This window comes from Auritidibacter sp. NML130574 (assembly GCF_003185725.2).
Taxonomy (GTDB): Bacteria; Actinomycetota; Actinomycetes; order Actinomycetales; family Micrococcaceae; genus Auritidibacter; species Auritidibacter ignavus.
Genome location: NZ_CP031746.1, coordinates 362885 through 387391, shown reverse-complemented (window position 1 = coordinate 387391; position 24507 = coordinate 362885). Strand labels below are relative to the sequence as shown.

The window sequence follows — 24507 nt, the reverse complement described above, 5'->3', positions numbered from 1 at the left end:
CTAACCGTCAGCAGAGCCACGGTGTGCCAGTCGGCGCACCAGCTTCTCGCCCTCAACAATCAACAGCACCGTCGATCCGATCGCCGTGCACATCAGCCATTCGGTGACCGACAAGGCGGTCAGACCAATCAGATCCGCGATCGGCTCCCAACTGGATGCCAACCACTGCAACCCCAGAGCAGCCAGCGCTGAAATGAGCAGGAGCGGGTTCGAGAAGGGGTTGAGCCGGAACACCGATTGACGTTCTGCCCGGGCGGAGAACACCTGGAAGAAGTTAAACATCACCATGGTGATCAATGCCAGGGTACGACAGTGGTCGAGCTCGAGACCAGCTTCGTGGGCCATCCGGTAAACCAGCAAGGTGCCCACACCCATCCAGGTACCGGTGATCACCGTGCGCAACCACATGGTGCGGTTCAGTACGCCCTCAGAACGTGGTCGGGGAGACTGGTCCAGTTCGTCTCCTTCACCTTTTTCGAAGGCCAGGGCAATGTCCTGAATACCGTTGGTCACCACGTTCATGAACAGCAACATCACCGGCAAGAAGATCAGTGGTAACTCGGTGAAGGTGTTGACGGCGACCGCGATCAACGCGGCAAGACCGTTGGAGAGCAGGAAGAAGGTGGCTTTACGAATCGAGGAGAACGTAATGCGCCCCTGGCGCACCGCCTCGACGATGGTCACGAAGTTGTCGTCGGTGAGTACGACATCGGAGGCTTCCCGGGCCACGTCGGTGCCGGACTCGCCCATCGCCACACCGATCGAGGCGGCTTTCAGCGCCGGCGCGTCATTGACGCCGTCACCGGTAATGGCCACGATTTTGTCCTGTTCTTGCAGAACTTTGACGACGCGCAGTTTGTCCTGCGGTGACATGCGGGCAGCGACGGTGATCTGTGGCAGTCGCTCCACCAGTTCAGGATCAGACAGTTCCGCCAGCTCGGTGCCGGTGATGACCGACTCCGCTTCGGAGTGGCGGGAGCTGGTGGTCTGTGTCGGGGCCAAACCCAACCGGTCGGCGATCGCCGCGGCGGTGGTGGGGTGATCACCGGTAATCATCATCACGTGCACGCCAGCCTCACGGCACTGGGCAATAGCGTCTTCCACGCCCCCACGCGGTGGGTCCATCATCGCTTGCAGACCACTGAGTTCCATTCCGGTGGGTCTCGGAGCCTGAGAGTTTTCGAACTCTTCCACCAGCTCGTCGAGTTCGTCGTCGGCAATCTGGCGGTGAGCGGTGGCAATCACGCGCAGCCCGCGGTGAGCCATCTCCGAGACGGCTTTCCGGGCTTTATGGGCGGTCTCCTCGTCCACGGTGCAGAAATCCAAAATCGTTTCAGGAGCACCCTTGGCATGCAAGACCGCGGTACCATCCGGATCAGTGCGGATGGTTTGCGAGTAGGCCAGCTCGGGCTCATAGGGCATGGAGGCCATCGGCGTTTGACCCCGCTCCTGGCTCGTGACCTGTTCCGATTCGAGCCCAGACACCGCCATGGCCACATCCACCGCGTCACCGATCAGATCAAGCAGAGAACCTTCGCTGTCGGTTCCTTCACTATCGGCATCCGCACCGTCGCGGTCGCCCTCGGCTGCCGGAACGGCGTCGTTGGTGAGCGCCCCGGTGCGCAAGCACTGCGTCTGCGCTGCGGTGTAATCTTCCAGCTCTTCACGGTTCTCCCCGCTGATGGTCACGGTTCCCGCATCTGGAGTCCACAGTTGTTCGACGGTCATACGGTTGACCGTCAGCGTCCCGGTTTTATCGGATCCGATCACGGTGGTGGATCCCAAGGTTTCGACACTGTGGAGTTGGCGAACGACCGCACGGTGTTTGGCCATACGAGACACACCGACGCCCATGGCTACTGAGAGCACAATGGGTAGCGCTTCGGGCATCGCGGAGACCACCAAGGCGACAGTGATCAGGAAGGTATCGCCGATCGTGGTGCCCATGATCAGGCTAGAAATGAAGGTCAGGATCGCCACGCCCAGAATCACGTAGGCGATGTTGCGTTCCAGCTGGTCGGTGAGAATCTGCAACGGTGTTTTGGCCGATTCTGTGCTGACCAGTTCGGCAATGTGTCCCAGCTCGGTATCGGTACCGGTGGCGACCACCACACCGCGGGCCCGGCCTGAAATGACCAGGGTGCCCGAGTAGCCCATATTGATGCGGTCGCCCAGGGAGATATCGGCCTCAAGGACCTCGTCGTGTTTGCTCACCGCCATCGCTTCTCCAGTGAGCATGGATTCATCAACTTGGAGGCCGTTAGACTCCAGAATTCTCACATCGGCGGCAATCTGGTCCCCCGATTCCAGATACAGCACATCACCGGGAACGACATCACTGGCCGGAATCTGCGACTGTTCGCCTGCTCGAATCACCGTCGCGGTCGGGGCCGATAGTTCTTGCAGGGCTTTGACATCACGTTCTGCTTTGCGGGCCTGCCAGAAACCGATACTGGCGTTGAGCAACAACACCAAAACGATCACCAGGACATCGAACCATTCCTGCAGTACAGCGGTCACCACCGCGGCGACGGCCAAAAAGAGCACCATCGGTGAGCGGAACTGTTTGGCCAAGGTGACATACCACGCGTCGCTGTCGGAGGTGGGCAACCCGTTGGGGCCACATTTCTCTAAGCGTCGTTGGTGCTCCTGGGAGCTGAGTCCCTCAGCGGTGGTTTCCACCGCCTGAAAGGTCTGGTCAACACTGAGCTCATGCCATTGCTGGGCGTTGGGAGGTGAGAATAATGACGATGTCTTCTGGACGGTCGTGGTGGCCAACGCAGTCTCCTCATCCTGGCCTGTACTGCTCAGTCTCTCCGTGTCTTATTCTAGGCAATCAACCTGCTCAGAGGGGTTGAGACGTTGCTAACGCCTCCGAACACAACGCCAGCTATTTCACGCCGGCGTCTTTGAGAATTTTGCGTACGCGGAACGCTAGCACCAAGGAAATAATCCCCGAGATGATGGCAAACAGGCCGAGTACCCACACCAGACTGATGATGGTGGCCCCAGGCTGGACGAGCAAAAGTACGCCGAGCACCAGACCAGCAATCATCATCAGCACGCCCAACAGGGTGCTCCAGCCACCGGTGTACCGAGAGGCGATGACGAAGATTCCGCGCAACAACACGGCGGCGACGATAATCCAGGACGCCACCAACAACAGCACGCTTCCGGAAATCAGCGGGAAAACGATGAACAGCAACCCCAGCAGCAACGAGATGATGCCGGTGGCCACGATCCAGCCCCAGCCAGGCTCATCGGCCTTACGCTCACGATGGGCATCAACGAATTCCGCCACACTGTAGACCACCAGTCCAACCCCGATAAAGACCGCTGCCAGTGTGCCGAGCGCGGGGGCGAGAATTGCTGGCGCCAGCACCATCAGCACACCGATGATCAACGCAAAAATCCCGCGGAAAAGTATGGTCCCGAAACTCAGTTTCCGCACGAAGCTGCGCACCTGGTCCTGTGCGACGAATTCGGGAGGGGTCTCGGAGGGTTGAGAGGCGTCGTGAGGGGTGGACATAACCGGCTCCTTAAAGTGGTTGTGATCAGCGGCGATTATGAGCAATTGCTGAAATCGGTCCTGAGGTGTGTTTAGTTCTATCCTCGCCGTCACCCTCCAGTTTTTGCTAGTCGATGTCTTCGTGTTTCACTGTTACTGAAGTTGTGCCACAGTAGGGGTATGACTGATGCACAAACCGCTCGACTCGTCCAGGGCGATGTTGCCCCCGATTTCACCTTGCCAGATGCCCGCGGCCAGCAGGTCAGCCTCAGCGATTATTCCGGTGACAAAGTAATCGTCTATTTCTATCCTCGGGCGATGACTCCTGGGTGCACCACCGAGGCGTGCGATTTCCGAGATAACCTCAACCGCTTCGCACAGGATGGCTACCAGGTGGTGGGTATTTCGCCGGACCCGGTCGACAAGCTCGAAAAATTCACGGAGAAAGAAGATTTGAATTTCCCGGTGCTCTCCGATGCCGATCACGCCGTCGCCGAAACCTACGGAGCCTGGGGCGAGAAAAAGAATTACGGAAAAGTCACCGAAGGCTTGATTCGTTCGACCATTGTTGTTGGTCCCGATGGCACCGTCGAACTGGCTCAATATAATGTTCGCGCCACAGGGCACGTGTCGAAATTGCGTCGCGACCTCGGATTGGACTAACCAAACGAGACCCACCAGACGGTCCAGACTAGCCAGGGGCCGACAAATGCGGTAAACGGAAGTCGTTTCAGCTACACTGGTCTACGGTCTTCGCCGACCGTTGCGGGCGTGGCGGAATTGGTAGACGCGCTGGATTTAGGTTCCAGTGTCTTTGACGTGGGGGTTCAAGTCCCCCCGCCCGCACTGTTGAGATTGAGTGAGCAGTTATCTACCGAGTCATCGCGTGATGGGGGCTAGCTATGGAACTCTCACGCCGCTCGTTGCTGAGTGCGGTTGCTGCCGGTGGGCTCGGTCTGGTCGGCGCCCGGCACCTTTCCCCGGCCGTGGCTTCCACCCCGAAACCACCCCGTTTGGCCCAGCCATCCTCCGGCACGCTCCGGTTAGGCATTCCCAGTCGGCCGATGTCCACCGATCCTTCGGTGGTCAGTGACCACGATTCGTTGCGGCTCACCCGACAGGTCTACGACACACTGGTGGCTATCACCCCGGACACCGGTGAACCCACCGCCCGACTGGCACTGGAATGGGACCGTTCTGCCGACCATTTGCGTTACGATTTCACGTTGCGTGACGACGTAGAGTTCCACGACGGAACACCGCTGACTGCCGAGATCGTGGCCCAAAATTTTCAGCGCTGGGCCACCCTTCCCGAGCGGTTAGACGAGGCGGGAATATCTACGCGCCCCCGACTGGCCTTCGCCATAGTCTTTGGCGGCTATACCGGTGAGACCGAGTGTCTGTATGACTCCAGTGAGGCCGTCGATGATACCCATTTCCGACTTCAGCTTCACCAACCGATCTCAGGTTTGGTCTCGGCGCTGACGGACCCGTCTTTTGCCATCACCTGCCCTGAGGACTGGCCGGCGTTCGATCAGGAACTATCCCGCCTGAATGCTGACCCCGAGGCGACCGAGATCATCTGGCCGATGGTTCCCCTATCGGGCACCGGTAGCTTTACCTGGCCCGAGAACTTCGACTCGGACGCAACCAGCGTGACGTTGACCCGCACCGAGACGGCCGTTTCCAATCCAGATATTCCCACCGAAGAACAGGTCACCGAAGTCCACGCGGTGGTGGTCACCAGTGTGCACCAGCGACTCTACGGCCTCGAGTCCGACCAGCTCGATGCATTCGATGGGGTAGCCCCGGCGGTCTTACGCCCGTTGGTGCAAAACGGTTTCCAAGTCATTCAGCGCGACCCGATGTCCACCGTGTATGTGGGCTTCAACCAGCAGCACCCGGTGGTGTCCTCGTTGCAAGTGCGCCAGGCGGTCGCCCACGCGATTGACAGCCAAGACCTGGTCAACGAAACCATGCTGTCCGGGTCGATGGTGGCCGATCATTTCCTCCCGCCAGCGATCATGCAGGCCCCAGAAGACATCCAGTCCTATCCTTTCGACGTAGCCAGAGCCCAAGAGTTGCTGGACTCATCGGCCTATCAAGGCCAGGAACTGGAGTTCTGGTATCCGATCGAGGTCGGTCGTCCATATCTACCCAATCCCGAGGCGGTCTACGCCAAAATCTCGGAGGATCTGGCAACCATTGGCCTGGTGCTCAAACCGGTGCCCGTCCCCTGGGAGGACTACTACCTGCAACAGGTCCTGTCCGCCAATTCCAACCGGGCCTTCCACCTACTCGGTGCCCACGCGGTCACCCGCGACCCGTTACGCATGCTGGCTCGACTGTTCGGACCCCCGAACCCCGAATTCGGGTGGGAAAACCCGATGGTAGCCCAGACACTGCGCACCGCCCGCAGCGAATTGGATTCTTCCGCCCGTGACCGACAGCTCGCCCGTATTTCTCGCGCCGCCGCTCTGGATCTGCCGGCTTTTCCGCTGGCCTTTCCGATTTCCTCGCTGGCTTCGGGGTCTCGGGTGCAGTACTACCCGATTTCGCCGGTGCTCGATGAACATTTTGACCACCTGCGGCTCAGCCAGTAACCCATCTCTGTGACGCGGTGAGACTGAGCTGATCCGGCTGATCGGTAGTAGAGTGAACCTGTTAGATGATCCGCGGCCGCGCGCCGGTCAGATAGTCGATCCGAAAATCAGGAGATAGACGTGCCGCACGAAAGCGACTCCCCCGTTTATGATGTTGTTCTGATCGGGGGCGGGATTATGTCCGCCACGCTCGGAACTTTCCTCAAGGTTCTCGAGCCGAACTGGTCAGTTGCCCTGTACGAAAACCTCAATCAGGCCGGTCAGGAGTCTTCTGACCCCTGGAACAACGCCGGTACCGGTCATGCCGCACTGTGCGAACTGAACTACTCGCCACAGCAAGCTGACGGATCCGTAGACATCACCAAGGCCGTCAACATCAACGAGCAGTACCACGTCTCCGAACAGTTCTGGTCCTACCTGGTGCGTAACGGCACCCTGACCGACCCGCAGAGCTTTATTCACCGTCTGCCACACATGAGCTTCGTGTGGGGTGATGATCATGCGAACTATCTGAAGACCCGCTACGAGGCGATGAAGGCTCACCCACTGTTTTCCAACATCGAATACAGCGAGGATCCCGAGACCATCGGCTCCTGGGCTCCGTTGCTCACCGAGGGACGCATTGGTTCCCAACGACTGGCTGCCTCCCGCGTGGAGACCGGTACCGATGTGGACTTCGGGGCGCTCTCTCGCCAGCTGGTTTCTCAGCTCGACGATTACGTTGATATCCGCTTCGGCCACCAGGTCAAGTCTCTAACACGTGGCTCGGATGGTCGCTGGGAGGTATCGGTCAAGGACAAGATCGGCGACCGGGAATTCACTGCCCGGTCACGCTTCGTCTTCATTGGTGCCGGCGGTGGCGCCCTGCCGTTGCTACAGTCCTCCGGTATCCCTGAGGCCAAAGGCTTCGGCGGTTTCCCGATTTCCGGGAAGTTCCTGCGGTGCCATAACCAGCAGGTCATCTCCCAGCACAACGCCAAAGTCTACGGTCAGGCCCAGGTCGGTGCTCCTCCGATGTCGGTCCCGCACCTCGATACCCGTTTTGTCGACGGGCGCCGTTCGCTGATGTTTGGCCCCTACGCTGGGTTCTCCACCAACTTCCTGAAGACCGGCTCCTTATTGGATCTTCCGCTGTCGGTGCGTGGACACAATATTCTGCCGATGCTCAACGTGGCCAAGGACAACCTGGATCTGGTCAAGTATTTGGTCTCGGAGTTGACCACCTCCACGTCCAAGAAATTCGCATCCCTGGAGGACTTCTATCCGGCCGGTGACCAGCAGGACTGGGAGATGATCACCGCCGGTCAGCGTGTCCAGGTGATGAAAAAGGACGCCAAGAAAGGCGGCGTGCTGCAGTTCGGTACCGAACTGGTCACCTCCGAGGATGGCACCATTTCGGCCCTGCTGGGTGCTTCCCCGGGTGCTTCCACCGCGGCACCGATCATGCTCAACCTGCTGAATAAGTGCTTCCCGGCCCGGGCTGAGCAATGGCGTCCGACCTTGGAAGAAATCATCCCGTCCTTCGGCCAGAAGCTGGCCGATAATCCGGACCTGTACGAAGAAATTGTCGCCGAGAATGCTAAGACACTGAAACTGGCCTAAGCCAGGCCCCCAGTCATGGGGTTTACACCCCGGTGGTGTTTTGAACCAACTCGAGGTTGGAAACGCCCTGGGGTGTTTTTGTGACCCGGATACGGGTCGGAATTTGGTGTTTCATCGATTCCACGTGAGATACCAACCCGATGGTGCGACCATCATCGCCCAATCCGTTGAGGACCTCCATGACTTGCTCTAAGGTTTCGGAGTCCAGAGATCCAAACCCTTCATCAATGAACAACGTGTCCATCGTGATCCCGCCGGCCTCGGCTTGAACTGTGTCGGCCAACCCCAGCGCGAGAGCCAAGGAGGCCATGAAGCTTTCGCCACCGGACAGTGTCGCTGGGGCGCGGTAGGTGTCATTGAGGTGGTCGCGGACCTGAAGATCGAGCCCGGATTTCCCGCGGGATTGGCCAGCATCATCGTGTTCCAGGCTGTAGCGGCCCTGTGTCATCCGCTCCAAGCGTTCTGAAGCTGCCGCAGCGACTTTCTCCAAGCGCCCGGTCAGCACATAACTACCCAGTGACATCTTGTAGGAGTTCTCCCCCTGACCCCGCACCACCTTGAGCAGATCGTCAAGTTGCTGGTGCTTCTCTGCGACCTCGGCGGTTTGACTGGAGCGTTGGTGTAGCTCGGTGGTTTCAGCGGTGACCTGTTGGTGGGCGTGTTCGACGGTCCCGCGACGCGAATCGGCGGCCTGCCGGTTGCGAATGGTCTCCTCCAGTTGCTGCCGGTGGGCGCTCAACACTTGTTGACTCGGTAGCGGGTGTTCCTCCGGGTCGTTGTGGTGCTGGGCGAGTAAGTCCAGGCCATGGACGACGTGCTCATGCTCTGCCAACTCGGCTAATCGTGCCGACTCAGCGTCCCAGTCGGTCACTTGTTGTTCGGCTTCGGTCACCGAGCGATCCTCCATCACCGCTGCCGTGATGGCCTCCACGGAGCTGGCATCGATGGTCAGTCGGTGAGTCTTCACGTGTTCTTGAGCTTGTTTCAGCGCAAGGTCTCGGCTGGTGATGGCCTGATCTCGTCGTGCCACCGCGACACCAAGTTGGTCGAGGCGCTGGCTGATGGCGGCGACGAGTCGATGCGCTTGCTCGGTGTGGTCCTGTAGCTCACTCACCGAGGCATAGGAACCCAGCGCCTTGTGCAGTTGCTCCTGGAGGTTCTCCTGTCGTTCTCGTTGCGCTTCGAGGGTTGTCGCGGTTGCGGTTCGTTGTGCTTCCAGATCGGGAAGCATGGTGGTGATCTTCTCGATGGCCTGTTCGGCACGCTGTTGGTCCTGAACCAGCTGACGATAGCGTTGTACGTCCTTTCGGAGCTGCACCACGTGTTCCTTCGCCTCATCTCTGGTTTGGCTGGCTTCCTCGGGGGTCACACCTGAACTTGCTGCCAGCAACCTTTCGTGCTCGTCGCGAGCCGCCTGAAGCACCTTGTCCTGTTGCACGCGGGCTGTGTGCAGCTCGTCAGCACGCTGACGGGCTTGTTCCACGCGGTGTTGCGAAATCTCTTCGAGCCCCTGCCCCTGGGCGGGGGCCGGGTGCTCGATGGAACCGCAGACCGCACAGGGCTGTCCCTGAACCAGTTCTTCGGCCAACAGCTCGGCTGCAGCATCCAGGCGTGCCTGCACCAGCCGCTGATAGGTATCCACCGCCCGCTGTGCTTGATCTACCGCATCGTGATGCTTATGTTGCTCTTCGCTAAGTGTTTTCTTCGCGGTCTGCCTCGCTCGAGCGGCTGTTAGTGCTGTTTCGGTCTGCTGGTGGCGTTGTTCTGCGGCTTCCAATCGTTCCTCAGTGCCGTGTAATTCCTCCAGGTTTCCGGCCAGTTCCCTCAGTTGACCCGCCATCTCTTCGCGCTTGTTTTTGCGAACCTGAAGGGTCTCGTCGAGCTCCTCGAGCTCGCGCTCACCTCCGGTAATGCTGTCTGCCAGTTCCCTGATCTCACGTGCTTGCTGGTGTCGGTCCGAGAGCCGGTCTACCGCCCGGTCGGCTTGTCGCTGCACGTCATTCCATCCCTGCCTCAATGCCTGCAGGCCGGCATCCGACTCGCCGAGGTCATCCAGATGGTCTGCAAACTGTGCCACACCGAGCTCTGCCGCGCGCGCCCAGGTCTGGATCAGCGGATGATCTTGCCCAGCGGTGAAGGTCTCAGCGAGCGCCTTCGCTTGATCCTGAACCACCTGAGCGGTTCTGCAGACCGCTTGGACGGCACGCCACACCGGTTCGGCCACGCGATGAGCAGCCAGTTGCTGTGTGACAAGACTGATCTGCTCCCGCTGGTGCTCGTGTTGGTTGCGTCGCTGGTGATACGAGGTGGCTTGGTCCAAGCAGGTGAGATCACGGGTGATCGTCTCGACTCGCTGTCGAAGGGTGTTTTCTGTTGTAGAGAGTTCTTGTTGCCGGTGGTGGGCTGAGGCCACTAAACCCGCCATCGTCTCGGTCGCCCGTGTCGCCAGCGTCTCATCGTCCAATTCTTCAGCGCTTTCCGGAGCCTGGTTCTCAGCCCACCAAGCCTCCTGCGTCAAAGCCGAGATGGTAGTGATCACATCGTGACGCAACGATGTGATCCGATCGGTTTCAGACCCGAGGTGGTGCTCGAGTGCGTCGCGTTCGTCTTTGAGAGCGTCTTCCACTTGCTCGAACCGGGCAGTGTCGAACAGTTTGCGTAAGAGCGCCTGGCGTTCGCTCGAACTGGCGTGCAAAAACGCCGCAAATTCTCCCTGTGGGAGCAGGATCACGCGCATGAACTGCTCGGCGGTGAGCCCCAGCACCGCATTCATCAGCTGACCGGCTTCATCGGCTCGGGTGGTCACCTCACGCCAGGCGCCGTGCAACAGTTCTGACACACTGACAGTGGAGTTTTCTTTCACCACACCGTTCTTGGCCCGTTTCGAAGGGCGCTGATAACTCGGCGAGCGCGTGATAAGAAACCGCCGCTCAGCCACCGAGACGTCTAAGACCACTTCCGGCCGGGTGGAGGATCCGGCCAGGGTCGAGTGCAGTGAGTCGGTTTTCCGTTCGCCGGGTACGGTACCGTACAGCGCGAAGGTTAAGGTGGCTAGGATGGTGGATTTTCCCGACCCGGTGGGGCCATCCAGCAAAAACAATCCGGCCTGGTTGAGCCGGTCGAATTCGATCACCTCGCGCTGGGCAAAGGGACCGATGGCTTGAATTTCGAGGCGGTGGATTCTCATCGGAGATTAGCGTCCCTTCCCTCACGGCCTACCTGTTCCAAGGCTTGGCTGATCCAGTGTTTTTCTGCCTGGGAGGCTGGGCGACCCCGGACATGGTCGATAAAGTCGGTCACCACGTCCAGGTCGGTGGTGGCCGATGCCAACCGTTTGGCGTAGGTCAATTGCCGGGTCGGCGGGTTCCCGGAGGGGGCTAGTATGAAGTTCAACAGGTCCGGGAACCGTTGTTTCAGTCGCTGATAGGCCCGTGGCGGTCGTTGCTCATCGGTAACGGTGATTTGGCACCAGGCGTCTTCGGCCCAGGTGTGCTCGGGGTTGTCCAGCAGGTCGTCAATTTCACCGGTGAGCCGGGCCAGCTTCTTCCCGGCGCTGAGGTCAACGGGTTGAATATCGGTGACGCGGTTCTGCCCAGTGGTGATCACCCACGCTCCTTTGGTGTGATCCGCCTCGGAAAAGGAGTAGGCCACCGGGGAACCGCTATAGCGCACCGCGGGGGAGATCGTCTGTCGCCCGTGGAGGTGCCCGAGCGCAGCGTAGTCGAAGCCGTCGAAGATACTGGCCGGAACCTGGCCGAGGGTGCCCACAGTGGTTTCGTCATGATGGGCACCGATGTCGCGCTCAGAATCAGATCCGGTACCACCGGCGGCAAACAGGTGCGCCATCACCACGTGGGCGGCCTGATCGCGCCCGAGGTGCTGTTGGCTTTCTTGGGCCTGGCGGATGTCGTTGACGGCGGCCTGGATGACGGCGGTGTGCTGGGGTTCGACGCCCCAGTGCCCGGCGGAGGTCCCGGGGTCCAGATAGGGAATCCCCCAGATCGCCACGGTGCCACCGTCGGGATCCTCGAGCACCACCGGGTGGGTGATATCAGCAATTTGGGTGCGAAAGTGAACCCCGGAGGCCCGCATGAGCTCGCGGCCAAAGCCTAACCGAATGGAGGAATCGTGGTTGCCGGAGGTCAACACCAGTTCCGCTCCGGTCTCCCGTAGTGTGGCGAGGCCGGCATCCAGCGTGCGGACCGCATCGGCGGCCGGCAGGGCACGGTCATAGATATCACCTGAGACGACCACCGCCGCAATTCCGTGCTGAACCACAATCTCGGCCAGTTGCTCCAGAGCACGCTGTTGGACCGGTAACATGCCGGTGCCGTGAAAACTCCGACCAATGTGCCAGTCCGAGGTATGAAGAATTCGCATGAGCCCAGCCTATGGTGCATGTCTGGACAAGATAAACTTTCCGATGTGTGTGCTTTATCCTCCACTGACCCCGGCCCCGATCCACACATGCCTGATCACGGTGCGGTGACCGCAGCGGACAGGATCCGGGCGACGTTGCATTCCGGAGCTGTCGGGGATGCATTGGGGTACCGATGTAGCTGGGAACAGGGCACCAAGAGCTCATCGTCTCCGCTGGCGATCTCCGATGACACACAGATGAGCCTGTACGTCATGGACGGGCTATTGGAGGTCATGGAGTGGGCCGCTGAGGGATCGGCCGCCGACCCGCCCGCCACCGTCTGGCTGGCCATGTTGCGCTGGTACCGAAGCCAGCGCGGAGATTTTCCCGAAGACACTCCCCGACCACTGTTGCGCTGGATTGATGCAGACGATCAGCCATTGGGCCACGAACGGCACCCAGACCCGGTATGTTTATCCGGACTGGAACATACCCAGATGCGGTTGATCAACCGTGTGGCGAATCCGGACGCGGTGACCGCCACCGCGGTGTCCCGGGCCAGCGGGTATGCGATGTTGCCAGATATTGATCACCGTCTGCGGATCTCCTTGGTTCGCCAAAGCGTAGTACTCACCCACGGGTCCACGACAGCCTGGGTATCGGCTGCGGTCTTCGCCCTGATACTGACCGAGCTACTGGCGGGATCCGATCTTGACCGTGCGGTGCACCAAGCACTGAAGTACCTGCGACAAGAGAACTCCGTGGAGGAACAACTGAGCGCGGTGTTAGCACAGATCGGTCGCTACACCGAACAGCCCACGTTGAACCCAGGTCGCGATGCTGACCATCCCCAGCGTGTTCCCGCCGATCGTGTGCTCGCCTGCGCACTCGGGATGGTGGCAACCAATCCGTCGGGTTCGCTCGGCGTGCTGGCTGATCAGCTCTTCGACTGTCTCGGACAGGCGCCGCACGAGGATCTGTCCACCCTGGGGAGCATCGCCGGGCAACTACTCGGCGCCCGTGACGGGCACTTACCCCACCACCGCCGCAGCGATCTGGAATCGGCGCTCGCGGCCGATCAGGTTGCAGTCCTCGACGAGATGGCGACCCGCTGGTTGAAATTCACCGAACCACTCCCGGAAACGACAGGTTAGTGTCAAGCCCCTCTCGGGCCGGTCATCGCTCGAGGCGGGCACGACCGCTAGCTGGTGTGGGCCGGCCAGACGTAGTCCAGCATCTGGAGAAATTCGGGCTCGGTGACAATAGTGATCGACTGACCGGTCTCATTGCGGTGTAGCACCTCACGCATTTTCTTATGGGTACGAGCCGGGTGCCGGGAACGCGCCTGCAGGTCATGGGAGCGGAAGCCGTCGCCGACCACCAGCATGGTGGTCGACCCGTTGACGCGGCTAGCAGTGTGGGCCCCGTAGGTGGCCGCTCGGTTCTTGGCCTCCTGACGCGAGATCCCCAGATTCCCGGTGAAGACCACGTGTTGGTCGAAAAGCGGGTGATCTGGATCGGCGGCTGTATTGGGTTCGGGATTATCGCCCTCATCGGGCCAGTGCAACAGGTCCGGCATCTCATCAGCAGCGGTGATGACCCGGGAATCAAAGACCGACCCCATCCGCTGGGCGTGCCGGGTGGCCCGAGACAGCGGCTCGCCGGGCTGTTTAGCCGTCAGCTGGCGCAGTCCGACCCCGGCGCGTTCCATCAGGTCCGCGACGCTGTCGGCCTGTAGCCGACGGGCACAATCGATCACGATCGCAGCGCAGGCTTCGGCATCATCCAAGGCGTGGTGGTGGACGGTGAGATCGAAACCGGCTTCGGCCGAGGCCGAGGGTAAGGCATGGGAGGCCAGCTGGTAAACCTTCCGCGACAGCATCAGCGTGCATCCGTAGGTGATGGCCGGCACCGGTCTCAAGGAGACTTCCATGCCGGACTCGATGACTCCCAGATCAAATCCGGCGTTGTGGGCGAACACCGTATCGGTGCCGATGAACTCCATCAGCCCCTCCATGGCATCACCGAACCGCGGGGCATGGGCCACATCCTGGGTGGTGAGCTGGTGAATGCGGGTGTTGCGCGGATCGAACCGGTCATAGCCTTCCGGTGGCCGCAATAGTTGGTAGTTGCGGGCCACCACCTTCCCGTGGCGAACCCGCACCATCCCGATGGAGCAGGCTGAGCCCCGAAAACCGTTGGCCGTTTCGAAGTCGATGGCGGTGAAGTCGATCATGATTGGCTCAGCACCCGCAGGATATGGGGTAGCAAGGCCTCGAAAGCCCGGCCTCGGTGAGAGATCGCGTTTTTCTCCTCAGGGGAGAGTTCCGCGGCGGTGCACTGATAACCGTCCGGGATAAAAATTGGGTCGTAGCCGAATCCGCCGCGCCCCGTAGCATTGGTGGCCAGCTGGCCCTGCATGACGCCGTGTGCAACGTGGGTTTGTCCGGCCGGGGTGGCCAGTGAGGCCACGCACCGAAAGTGCGCGCCACGGTGCTCGGCCGGAATATCGGAGAGCTGAGCCAGCAAGAGATTCAGGTTGGCAGTGTCATCCCCGTGGGTTCCTGACCAACGGGCCGAAAAAATGCCGGGAGCACCGTTGAGCACGTCCACGCATAACCCGGAGTCATCAGCGATAGCAACCAGTCCGGTGGCCTGGGCGATCTCACGAGCCTTTTTCAGCGAGTTCTCGGCGAAGGTGACCCCATCTTCCACCACGTCTGGGGCGCCGGCGGTGGCAGCATCAATAATCTGGGTTTCGACATCGAGGTCCAGCTCTGGGTGCGTGCTCAGCCCAGTGGCGATCAGCTGACGCAGTTCAGTGAGCTTCCCGAGATTATGAGAGGCCAACACGAGCACCGGATCACGGTTCGATCGCGCAGCTGTGGATGCGGAGGTGGCGCTCACTGGACTCCGGCCTCCTGCAGTGCCTGGCGCTGGATTTCTGCCAGCTCGGTGGTTCCGGCTACCGCCAGGTCCAGTAGCGTGTTCAGCTCGTCCCGGTTGAACGGCTGGTTTTCGGCGGTCCCTTGGATTTCCACGAAGTCACCGGATCCGGTGACCACCACGTTCATGTCGGTATCGGCCCGGGAGTCTTCCCGGTAGGGCAAATCCAGCATGGCAACCCCGTCGACCACGCCAACCGAGATGGCGGAGATGGAATCTGTCAGCGGATTGTGTGCTGCGGGGATTAGTCCCTGGGATTTGCCCCAGGACACCGCTTGGGCCAGGGCCACGTAGGCGCCAGTAACCGAGGCGGTACGGGTGCCACCATCGGCCTGCAACACATCACAGTCCAGTACGATGGTGTTCTCGCCCAGCACCTTCCGGTCGATGATGGCCCGCAGGCTCCGACCAATAAGTCGCGAGATTTCGTGGGTACGGCCCCCTATCTTGCCTTTGACCGATTCGCGAGTGGAGCGCTGACTGGTGGCGCGCGGTAACATCGCGTACTCGGCGGTGACCCAGCCGGTGCCCTGGCCTTTCAGCCACGTCGGGACACCTTCGGTCAGCGAGGCGTTACACAACACGACGGTTTCACCGCACCGAATCAGCGCCGAGCCTTCGGCTTGGGTGGACCATCCGGCCTCAATGGTGATCGGGCGCAGTTGATCAACGCGACGACCATCGGCTCGCTGCTGAGTGCTCACAGCAACATCACGTCCTTTTCTTGCCTTATTTGGCCTTATTCGGGCCCCGCGCAGGGGGCTGTCTGTGTTCACGTCGGTCTCAGACGGTGTAGGTCACTCCCGAGACCGCCACCGCTAAGGGCCCGGCAAAGCTACGACGGGCTTCTTCGGCGACAGTCAGCGGATCGTTCCACACCGGCAGGTGGGTGAGCAATAGCCGGGACACGTCAGCGCGATGGGCCATCTCGCCCGCGCGCTGACCGGTCAGGTGCACCCCCTCAATCCCGTCATCACGACCCTCTTGAAAGGCTGCCTCGCATAGGAAAATATCGGCGTGATCGGCTGCTTCCACCAGCTCATCACAGGTGTCGGTATCGCCGGAATAGGTCAGCGCCGACCGCACGGTGTCGCCGCCAATGTGCTCTTCGGCCTCAATGCGAATGGCGTAGGCCTCATCAATCGGGTGACGCACCGGATAGGGGGTGATCGTCATCGGTCCCAGCTTCACCGGGACCCGACTCTGCCAGTGCTGGAAATCAAATTCTTCGTGCATCCCCGGGTCCAGGTCGAGCCCGTAGGCGATAGCCATCCGATCAGCAGTGGCAGCCGGCCCCCAGACGGGAACCCGTCCGGCCCGCCAGCCGGAGGGATCCCACCGGATCGCCACATGCATGCCACATAAGTCCATGCAGTGGTCCGGATGCAGATGCGAGAGACAAATCGCGTCCACCTCGTCCAACGAGATGTAGCGTTGCAAGGCACCTAAGGCGCCGTTGCCCAGATCCAGCAGGATGCGATATTTCTTCGGGTTGCCCTGTTCGTCGACACCTTGGGCCGAGACCAGGTAGCACGATGCTGGAGACCCGGGTCCCGGAAACGAACCGGACGACCCGATAATGGTCAACTTCATGAATAGTGCTCCTGCGCGGTCGTGGTGCTCGCCGAGGCAACCTGCTGGCGATTGTCTTCCTGACTACCATAACCCCGGACCCCGGTCGACACAGAGTCGGTGCCATCACGACCGAGAGATCTACCCCACGTTCACTACCGGGTCTGGCCAGTTCCGTACCCGAACGGTCGGGCGCCTGCTAGGCCCGTTCAGGCCCGCAGGTGCTCCGCCACCGCCTGGTCGATCACCCGCAACGTTCCGGTGGGATACTCTTCGGCCACGGTTCTGATTTCCTGCACCGAGGAGACCTCAGGACCTAAGAATCTCCTGGCCAAACGCTGAAACTGCTCCGGGTTGCCGGTGGCCATAAATCGGTATTTCTCTCGCTGACTACCGGGAACCCCGTCGGGACGAAGGGGCGGCGCTGAGTCAGTGGCACCGGCTGGATTTTCCAGCTGAAATTCCACCAGCGCACGGTAGACGCTTTGGGCCGTGGCCTCCGAGGACGTAACCAAACTCACATCAGCTCCCATCACGTAGGAGATCACACCGGTAAGCAACGGGTAGTGGGTGCACCCCAGCACCAGCGTGTCGACACCTGCGGTCTTCAGCGGCGCTAAGTATTGCTCGGCCACCGAAATGAGCCGTTCCCCGGTGGTGATCCCGGCCTCCACAAAGTGAACGAATTCCGGGGCGGCCACGGAGGTGATCTCCAATTGCGGGGCAGCGGCGAACATATCGTGATAGGCCCCGGAACTGATCGTGGCCTCAGTACCGATGACCCCAACGCGCCCATTACGGGTGGTAGCCACCGCCCGGCGCACGGCCGGTTGAATCACTTCCACCACCGGGATGCCGTACCCGGCGGTGTATCGCTCGCGGGCATCACGTAGCACCGCCGAGGAGGCCGAATTGCAGGCGATCACCAGCAGTTTCACCCCGGCATCTACCAGCTCATCCATGATCGCCAGGGCCAACTGACGCACCTGGGCAATCGGGCGTGGACCATAGGGTGAGTGAGCGGTATCGCCGACGTAGACAATGTTCTCATCGGGCAACTGATCGATGACGGAGCGGGCCACGGTCAGCCCGCCGACCCCGGAGTCGAAGATTCCAATCGGAGCCTGGGGTTGGGGTTCAGGGTGGGTACTCATCCGCGTTCTCCGTGCATTAGGGCCACCATCAGCGTGTCAAGTAGCCATGAGCTAAAGTTGTACAGCAAAGCCATGTAGGACTCCACCGATTCGGCCCGATCCAATGAATTCACCCCAGCAATCTTACGAGCATCGTCTTCGGTGGTGATTTCTAAGCGCGTCGCTAGCACTAAGCGGACCTGGTTCAACGCACGAGCAAAGGCCTGCGCGGTGGGCGTATCCAGCACGAGGTGCCGGGGCTGTAGCGCGGCCCAGGCGAGCTGTAAGTCCTGAATCTTGTCGGCCCGAATGGCGTCCTCGGCCAAATCGCGGAACTCTTGAGAACCCGATTGCGCATCGTCGCCACTGCGCCCCGGCGGGAGCAGGGCCGCCACGGCCGGGTCGGATCGATCCGGAAGCGGCTCCAGCCCGGAGGATTGCCCGACCAAATCCCAAAACGTGGCGTCAATGTCCTGGCTTGACTCGCCGGTAGATGCAGTGTCGGCGGGGCCCTGCTGCGTGGATTCGTCGGGTTGCTCGGAGTCTTCCGGCCGGTTCAGCACCGAGTCCCGGGTTTCCGCGCCCTCGGGCAGGGCTCCACCCAAGAGTTGAATGACATCGGCAAACAGCGAGCGCAATAAGCGGCGTTCTTCAGCTTCTAGGTGCGCGGTATATCCGCGAATCCCCGATTTAAAGGCACGTGCCATACGTGGCAGACATCTCCTGTGGTCTCGTGATGTGGCCCAGCTGTGTGGCCTACTGATGTGGCTCGTAGGTCGCCCACAGCCCAAAACCGTGCATGGCCTGAACGTGCCGTTCTGCTTCTTCTTTTGTCCCGTTGGCTACCACGGCTTTGCCTTCTTGGTGGACCTGGAGCATCAGTGAGTGTGCTTGAGCCTGGGAGTACCCGAAATAGGTCCGAAACACGTAGGCGACATAGCTCATCAAATTCACCGGGTCATTCCAGACAATCACTTTCCAGGGGCTGGCAGGTTGCTGAGAGCTCTCGGTGAGTATATCGCTGCGGGTGTCCTCATCGGGTACCGCCGTGGCATGCACCACTGGAGAAGAGAACGACAACTGTAGTCTGGCCATGAGTTCAGTCTAAAACACAACGAGAGTTGGTTCAGATCGTGCCACCGTGGAGGCTTGTCTGAGCTACCCCGATGCCGTGCGTGCAGTGGCGCGCTGCAGCGACGCTGATGTTCTCACCGCTGGGGTCTTGGCATCCCGGTCAGACAGAGTAGTGTTGTTTAAGTGAGCATTCTCGATCACTCAGAGACCAATCGCGGGTTTTGGCCGTCCTCGTTATTCACCGACCACTACGAGCTGACCATGCTCGATACGGCGATGGCCTCCGGCGCCGCACATCGACCCAGCATTTTCGAGCTCTTTGCACGACGTTTGCCCGAGGGACGACGTTACGGTGTGGTGGCCGGAACCGGCCGATTCTTAGAAGGCCTGAAGCACTTTCGTTTCACGGACGCCGAGCTTGGTTTTCTCTCCGACCACCGGGTCGTCACCGATCAAACCCTAGCGTGGCTGGCCGATTTCACGTTTTCGGGCACCATTTACGGTTATCCCGAAGGCGAAGTGTATTTCCCGCACTCCCCCATCTTGCAGGTTGAGGCCACCTTCGCCGAGGCTTGCCTGCTGGAAACCTACGCCCTGTCTATTCTGAACTACGATTCCGCCGTGGCCTCGGCGGCCTCGCGAATGGTGCGGGCTGCCGGGGGGCGCCCCTGCATTGAAATGGGGTCCCGGCGTACCCACGAGGAATCTGCTGTGGCCGCCGCTCGGGCTGCCTATGTGGCTGGATTCGGTTCCACCTCGAACCTGGAAGCCGGTTCCCGCTACGGTATTCCGACCGGAGGCACCGCGGCACACTCGTTGACCTTGCTACACGACACCGAGCGCGAGGCCTTCCAGGCTCAGGTCGACACGCTCGGTCCGGACACCACCTTGTTGGTGGATACCTACGATATTGCGCAAGGAGTCCGCACCGCCGTGGAGGTGGCCGGTCCCGGATTAGGCAAGGTCCGGATTGACTCCGGTGATCTGATTGAGCAGGCCCACTCGGTGCGCGAATTGCTCGATGAGCTGGGCAATACCGACACCGGAATCATGGTCACCTCGGATCTGGACGAATACGCCATCGCCGGATTGCGCTCGGCTCCGGTGAGTGCTTATGGGGTGGGCACCAAGCTGGTCACCGGCTCCGGGGCACCCACCGCCTCCATGGTTTATAAGCTCACTGCCCGGGCTGCCGACGATGGATCGTGGCATAATGTGGCTAAAGCCTCCCAGGGGAAGAAATCGGTGGGTGGCCGGAAGTATGCGGCCCGCCAGCTAACTCCTAGCGGAGTGGCCGCCGCTGAGTTGCTCAGCGTGGATGAACCTATCACATCCGATCAGACCCATCGAGATGTGGTCGTCAAGCTCGTTGATCACGGTGAGATTGACGAACGCTATATCGGTCAAGCCGGTGTGCAGCGGGCTGTCGCCCGGCACCGTAAGTCCCTGGCTGAACTCCCCCGGACGGCCTTCCGTTTACAAGCCGGAGACCCGGTCATTCCGTCACTATTCCAGGAGATTGACTTCCCCCGGGACAGATAGGATATGCTAGCTCAGCATCGTCACAACGCACCTCTCGATCCAAAGGAACATAAGACCATGCGTGCATTGGTGATCGTGGACGTCCAGAAAGACTTCTGCGAGGGCGGTACATTAGCCGTCGAAGGTGGTAATGCCACCGCAACCAAGATTTCAGAATTCCTGGAGAAAGCTCATTCACAATACGATGCCGTCGTCGCCACCCGCGACTGGCACGTGGAACCGGGCCCGCATTTCGCCCAGAACAACGACGAGGAACCCAACTTCAGTGACACCTGGCCGGTTCACTGTGTGGCCGGAACCGAAGGTGCTGAACTCAGCGACTACCTCGACACCGACCATATCCAGGCCGAGTTCCTCAAGGGCCGTTACGACGACGGCTACTCCGCGTTTGAGGGGCTGTTGGGCCAGCCCGATGAAGTTCGGTCGGACGCCCCCACCGGTAACGCCGGCCCCTATGGCGCCACCGCCGCAGCAGCCAGCGCCGTGGAAGATGGTGCACCGGATCTCAATGCGTGGCTGGCCGAACGCGATATTGAAACCGTGCACATCGTCGGCATTGCCACCGACCACTGCGTTCTAGCCACGGCCCTGGACGCCGTCGATGCCGGCTACGATGTCAAGGTTTTGGCAGATTTGTGCGCCGGTGTTGATCCGGCGGAGTCCGAAGACGCTTTCTCGGAAATGGAAGATGCCGGATGCCACGTCGGTCGGTGCCGGGCCATTCTGGCTCACTAAAACCGGTACCGAGGCCAGCCTGAATGCTGGCACCAGCTTGCGATAAACCTCTCGTCAGCCACCGAGCCCACTGATCCCGGGACGGTGGATGCCGGGAGGTTTATTTCTTGCCCACAAACCATTTTTGCAAGGTATTAATGCGGGTTTGTAATTGTTCTCGGGAGGCCTGGGCCACCGCAGGGCCTCCGGAGATCTCTCGCAACCGGTTATGGATCACCCCGTGTGGAGTACCACTGCGGGCAGCCCAGGCAGACACCATCGAGGAGAGCTTTTTCCGGAGTTCTTTCATCTGTCGGTGGTCAACCACCGCCGGATCCTGGGAGGGTGTCGTGGACTTGGCGGTCCGGTTTTTCAGGTGATTGGCCTGGTGTTGTTTGAGCAGGATTGAGACTTGTTCGGCATCGAGCAGACCTGGGATGCCGAGGAAATCGAGTTCTTCGGCAGATCCCACGGCTGCTCCCGCACCAAATTCGCCTCCATCGAACAGGACCTTGTCAAAAGCAGCGTCGGATTCCAAGGCACGGAAGGTGCCTTCGGTCAGACGTGACGAGGCCGACTCCTGTCGGTTCGCTTCCTTCAGTTCTCGTTCTTCGGCGGCTTCCTCAAGATTCTCCACTTCCACGGCGCCGGTGACTTGAAGGGCGTGGTCACGTTCTGTTTCCAGCTCATTGGCCAATGCCATCAGCTTCGGCACCGAAGGCAAAAACACCGAGGCGGTCTCACCGCGCTTGCGTGAGCGCACAAAACGTCCCACCGCCTGAGCGAAAAACATCGGCGTGGACGTGGAGGTGGCATACACCCCCACACACAGTCGTGGCACATCCACTCCCTCGGACACCATGCGCACAGCCACCATCCAGCGCTGATCAGAGGTCGTGAAGCTCTCGATCTTCTCCGAGGCCGTCGGGTCATCGGAGAGAACCGTGGTCACCGGTTCGCCACACACCGCCTGAAGTTGGGCTGCATAGGCCCGGGCGTCCTCATGGTCGGTGGCAATAACCAGTCCTCCGGCGTCGGGCACGTTGCGACGAACTTCGCTGAGACGACGATCGGCGGCTTTGAGCACCGAGGGGATCCACTGTCCCTCGGGGTTCAGTGCAGTGCGCCATGCCGATTGAGTCATGTCCTTCGTGGCAGCTTCACCCAACTGGGCTTCCATCACTTCGCCGGTTGATGTTTGCCAGCGCATCTGCCCGGAATAGGCCATGAAAATCACGGGACGCACCACATGGTCTTTCAGCGCTGGCCCGTACCCGTAGGTGTAATCAGCCTGCGACCGAAGCACTCCGTCCCCCTGATCGGCGTAGCGCACGAAGGGAATCTGGGCGTCATCGGAACGGAAAGGAGTACCAGTCAGTGACAGTCTGCGCGCGGCGGGTTCGAACGCCTCTTTGATGCTGTCGCCCCAACTGAGTGCGTCCCCGCCGTGGTGGACCTCATCGAGAATGACCAGCGTGCGGGCTGCTTCGGTGCGGTTACGGTGCAAAACCGGTTTTTGGGCCACCTGAGCGTAGGTCAGGGCCACACCCATATATTCTCTTCCATGATGCCCATCGGAATTCTTGAAGTTCGGGTCAATGGCCAACCCGATACGAGCCGCAGAATCGGCCCACTGCTTCTTCAAGTGTTCGGTCGGTGCCACCACCGTCATCCGGGAGATCACCCCGGATTCTTTCAACATTTTGGCCACGCGCAACGCGAAAGTGGTTTTGCCCGCACCCGGAGTAGCCACGGTGAGAAAATCTTTGTGCGGTGCCGAGAAATACTGTTCTAGCGCCTCTTGCTGCCACTGGCGCAGTTTCGAGGCGGTGCCCCATGCAGCGCGTTTCGGCAGAGCAGGGGGGAGATCTTCTCCGATCTGGAATAACGCATCAGGTTGCTCACTCACTGATTGGCTCCTCCCCGGCCTGTATGTCCCCTACGGTTGTGTCTGCTGTGTTCGTGCTGTGTCATCTCACCGGTGGCTAGACCAGCAACCCGGCCGGCACCACGACAAAAGCTACCCGAGGACACAGGGTGCTCGGGTAGCTTTGACGGTCCGGTTCTGTCGGAGTTTATTTCTTGCCGCGCCCGAATCCGAAGAATCCGCGGCCACCGCGGCCCTGACCGGACTCAGCATCCCCGGACTCCATACCTTCCCAGATTTCCAGGCAAGACGGACACATCGGGAACCGCTCTGGATCCCGTGAGGGGACCCAGACCTTGCCGCACAATGCGACCACCGGGGTGCCGTTGATCATGGCATCGGCAAGCTTATCTTTCGGCACGAAGTGTTTAAAACGTTCGTGGTCCCCGGGTTCGGTCGCTTGGCGCTGTTCTTCGCGTTCCAGCACACCCGTTGACCCACCGCTGAGATCCTGCTCGGGATCCACGGAAGAGTTCAGCACGGATATCGTCTCAAAAGTCATGCCTCTATTCTAACCCTCATCACGCCCACGGGTCGCGTTCCGAGGATCCGCTCATGGCCTCGACCGGTATCTAGCCAGCTCGGTCTAGAACAAGGCCATCGCCAATTTCTTCCGAGATTCTCCCACGCGCGGGTCGTGATCGCCGACGATCTGATACAACTCGACCAGGTGTGCCCGGGCCGTCTCCCGGTCGTCACCAAAGTGGGAGGCAATAAATTTCACCAGACGGGTGAAGGCGTCCTCGACGTGACCTCCCAGCAGATCCAGATCGGCCACATCGATCTGGGCCTGGACGGCATCGGGATTCTCGGCTGCTGCGGTGCGGACCTGTTGGGCATCCATTGACTCGGTGCGTTGCAACAATTCGACGCGGGCCACCCCGGCTTTGGCGTGCTCGTCCCGGGGGTTTTGTTCCAAGACCCGCTGATAGGCCGCGATTGCACCGTGATAATCGCCGGCGGCAACAGCATCTTCGGCCTCTTGCAAATGCGGTGGCAGGTGTCCTTCAGCGTCGGCTTCGGCTGCCACCAGTGGAGGAACTGAGCCCGACAGACCGTTTTGGACTGCTACCGCGTTCAATTCATCCAACAGAGCCTTGATCTGCTCAGCAGGGGCCGGAGCATTGAGTAGCGGCATCGCTTGCCCGCCCAGAATGGCCAATACCATCGGAGCTTGGGCACCACCGAAGGCCTGCAAAATTTCGGGGTGCGTGTCGACGTTGACACGACCGGCGGCAATGCGTCCGGCGCGCGCATCGATTTCTGGAACCAGAGCCTGGTCAATCTGTGCCGAAACCTCATCGGTGGCCGAACGAGCCAGGTGAATGATGACCGGAACCTGATTGGCATGCTGCAACAATTGTTGCAGACCCTGCTGATCCATATCGGTCAGCACCCAGCTGGCCTCCGATCCACCATCCGCTCCCCCAGCGGGCGAACCGGGGCTCTGTTGCTGTAATTGCGTCAGATCAACGGCTCCGCGCGATTGGGCGGGGGTTGCACCGGTGGATTCGGTCATCTGCAGG

General features: G+C 60.5%; 20 protein-coding genes and 1 tRNA gene. 7 read left to right on the top strand and 14 right to left on the bottom strand.

Features of this window, described 5'->3' with window-relative positions; genetic code table 11:
• Together DCC27_RS01825 and DCC27_RS01820 are read right to left on the bottom strand one after the other, a co-directional pair.
• Window positions 1-2778, bottom strand: coding sequence for an HAD-IC family P-type ATPase (locus DCC27_RS01825; RefSeq protein ID WP_110100308.1), 2778 nt, complete (start codon window positions 2776-2778; stop codon window positions 1-3).
• A gap of 112 nt (window positions 2779-2890) precedes the next feature.
• On the bottom strand, window positions 2891-3529 hold the full coding sequence (locus tag DCC27_RS01820) for an HdeD family acid-resistance protein (protein ID WP_110100307.1): 639 nt from the start codon (window positions 3527-3529) through the stop codon (window positions 2891-2893).
• 159 nt (window positions 3530-3688) lie between these two features.
• Between DCC27_RS01820 and bcp the strand changes: the two genes are divergently transcribed.
• From bcp to DCC27_RS01800, 4 genes are all read left to right on the top strand, one after another.
• Window positions 3689-4171 (top strand): thioredoxin-dependent thiol peroxidase, encoded by a 483-nt coding sequence (gene bcp / locus DCC27_RS01815; protein WP_110100306.1) that lies wholly within the window; start codon window positions 3689-3691, stop codon window positions 4169-4171.
• 102 nt (window positions 4172-4273) lie between these two features.
• Window positions 4274-4354 (top strand) — tRNA-Leu (locus DCC27_RS01810).
• Window positions 4355-4410: 56 nt separating this feature from the next.
• The gene (locus DCC27_RS01805; RefSeq protein WP_110110033.1) at window positions 4411-6111 is read left to right on the top strand and encodes an ABC transporter substrate-binding protein; all 1701 of its coding nucleotides are present in this window, start codon (window positions 4411-4413) and stop codon (window positions 6109-6111) included.
• Window positions 6112-6231: 120 nt separating this feature from the next.
• Window positions 6232-7713 (top strand): malate:quinone oxidoreductase, encoded by a 1482-nt coding sequence (locus DCC27_RS01800; protein WP_110100304.1) that lies wholly within the window; start codon window positions 6232-6234, stop codon window positions 7711-7713.
• Between the two features lie 22 nt (window positions 7714-7735).
• On the opposite strand, the gene DCC27_RS01795 is transcribed toward DCC27_RS01800, so the two are convergent.
• A complete protein-coding gene (locus DCC27_RS01795) occupies window positions 7736-10900 on the bottom strand; it encodes an AAA family ATPase (protein WP_110110032.1) in 3165 nt (1054 codons plus the stop codon).
• Window positions 10897-12093, bottom strand: a complete 1197-nt coding sequence (locus DCC27_RS01790) for an exonuclease SbcCD subunit D (RefSeq protein WP_110100302.1) — start codon at window positions 12091-12093, stop codon at window positions 10897-10899. The genes DCC27_RS01795 and DCC27_RS01790 overlap by 4 nt, the downstream gene beginning before the upstream one ends.
• Window positions 12094-12111: 18 nt before the next feature.
• On the opposite strand from DCC27_RS01790, the gene DCC27_RS01785 reads away from it, so the two are divergent.
• Entirely contained in the window at window positions 12112-13227 is a 1116-nt protein-coding gene (locus DCC27_RS01785; protein WP_158524696.1) for an ADP-ribosylglycohydrolase family protein, read from the top strand.
• Window positions 13228-13274: 47 nt separating this feature from the next.
• Here the strand turns inward: DCC27_RS01785 and DCC27_RS01780 are convergent, their stop codons facing one another.
• From DCC27_RS01780 to clpS, 7 genes are all read right to left on the bottom strand, one after another.
• Window positions 13275-14309: an exonuclease domain-containing protein gene (locus DCC27_RS01780; RefSeq protein ID WP_110110031.1), complete on the bottom strand. Its 1035-nt coding sequence runs from the start codon at window positions 14307-14309 to the stop codon at window positions 13275-13277.
• Complete coding sequence (gene rdgB, locus DCC27_RS01775; RefSeq protein ID WP_110110030.1) at window positions 14306-14980, bottom strand: RdgB/HAM1 family non-canonical purine NTP pyrophosphatase; 675 nt, start codon at window positions 14978-14980, stop codon at window positions 14306-14308. The genes DCC27_RS01780 and rdgB overlap by 4 nt, the downstream gene beginning before the upstream one ends.
• Complete coding sequence (rph, locus tag DCC27_RS01770) at window positions 14977-15723, bottom strand: ribonuclease PH (RefSeq protein WP_110110029.1); 747 nt, start codon at window positions 15721-15723, stop codon at window positions 14977-14979. The genes rdgB and rph overlap by 4 nt, the downstream gene beginning before the upstream one ends.
• A gap of 79 nt (window positions 15724-15802) precedes the next feature.
• A complete protein-coding gene (locus DCC27_RS01765) occupies window positions 15803-16612 on the bottom strand; it encodes an MBL fold metallo-hydrolase (protein WP_110099760.1) in 810 nt (269 codons plus the stop codon).
• A gap of 188 nt (window positions 16613-16800) precedes the next feature.
• Window positions 16801-17745 (bottom strand): glutamate racemase, encoded by a 945-nt coding sequence (gene murI, locus DCC27_RS01760; RefSeq protein ID WP_110110028.1) that lies wholly within the window; start codon window positions 17743-17745, stop codon window positions 16801-16803.
• Entirely contained in the window at window positions 17742-18431 is a 690-nt protein-coding gene (locus tag DCC27_RS01755) for a DUF2017 family protein (protein WP_110110027.1), read from the bottom strand. The genes murI and DCC27_RS01755 overlap by 4 nt, the downstream gene beginning before the upstream one ends.
• 49 nt (window positions 18432-18480) lie before the next feature.
• Complete coding sequence (gene clpS, locus DCC27_RS01750; protein ID WP_110099763.1) at window positions 18481-18819, bottom strand: ATP-dependent Clp protease adapter ClpS; 339 nt, start codon at window positions 18817-18819, stop codon at window positions 18481-18483.
• A gap of 240 nt (window positions 18820-19059) precedes the next feature.
• Between clpS and DCC27_RS01745 the strand changes: the two genes are divergently transcribed.
• Together DCC27_RS01745 and DCC27_RS01740 are read left to right on the top strand one after the other, a co-directional pair.
• Window positions 19060-20340: a nicotinate phosphoribosyltransferase gene (locus DCC27_RS01745; RefSeq protein ID WP_110110067.1), complete on the top strand. Its 1281-nt coding sequence runs from the start codon at window positions 19060-19062 to the stop codon at window positions 20338-20340.
• 57 nt (window positions 20341-20397) lie between these two features.
• Window positions 20398-21075 (top strand): isochorismatase family protein, encoded by a 678-nt coding sequence (locus DCC27_RS01740; RefSeq protein ID WP_110098679.1) that lies wholly within the window; start codon window positions 20398-20400, stop codon window positions 21073-21075.
• Window positions 21076-21175: 100 nt separating this feature from the next.
• On the opposite strand, the gene DCC27_RS01735 is transcribed toward DCC27_RS01740, so the two are convergent.
• The 3 genes from DCC27_RS01735 to DCC27_RS01725 form a co-directional block, all read right to left on the bottom strand.
• Window positions 21176-22963, bottom strand: coding sequence for a DEAD/DEAH box helicase (locus DCC27_RS01735; protein WP_110110026.1), 1788 nt, complete (start codon window positions 22961-22963; stop codon window positions 21176-21178).
• Between the two features lie 166 nt (window positions 22964-23129).
• Window positions 23130-23483, bottom strand: coding sequence for a DUF3039 domain-containing protein (locus tag DCC27_RS01730; protein ID WP_110098677.1), 354 nt, complete (start codon window positions 23481-23483; stop codon window positions 23130-23132).
• Between the two features lie 84 nt (window positions 23484-23567).
• Complete coding sequence (locus tag DCC27_RS01725) at window positions 23568-24500, bottom strand: co-chaperone YbbN (protein WP_110110025.1); 933 nt, start codon at window positions 24498-24500, stop codon at window positions 23568-23570.
• Between the last annotated feature and the right edge of the window lie 7 nt (window positions 24501-24507).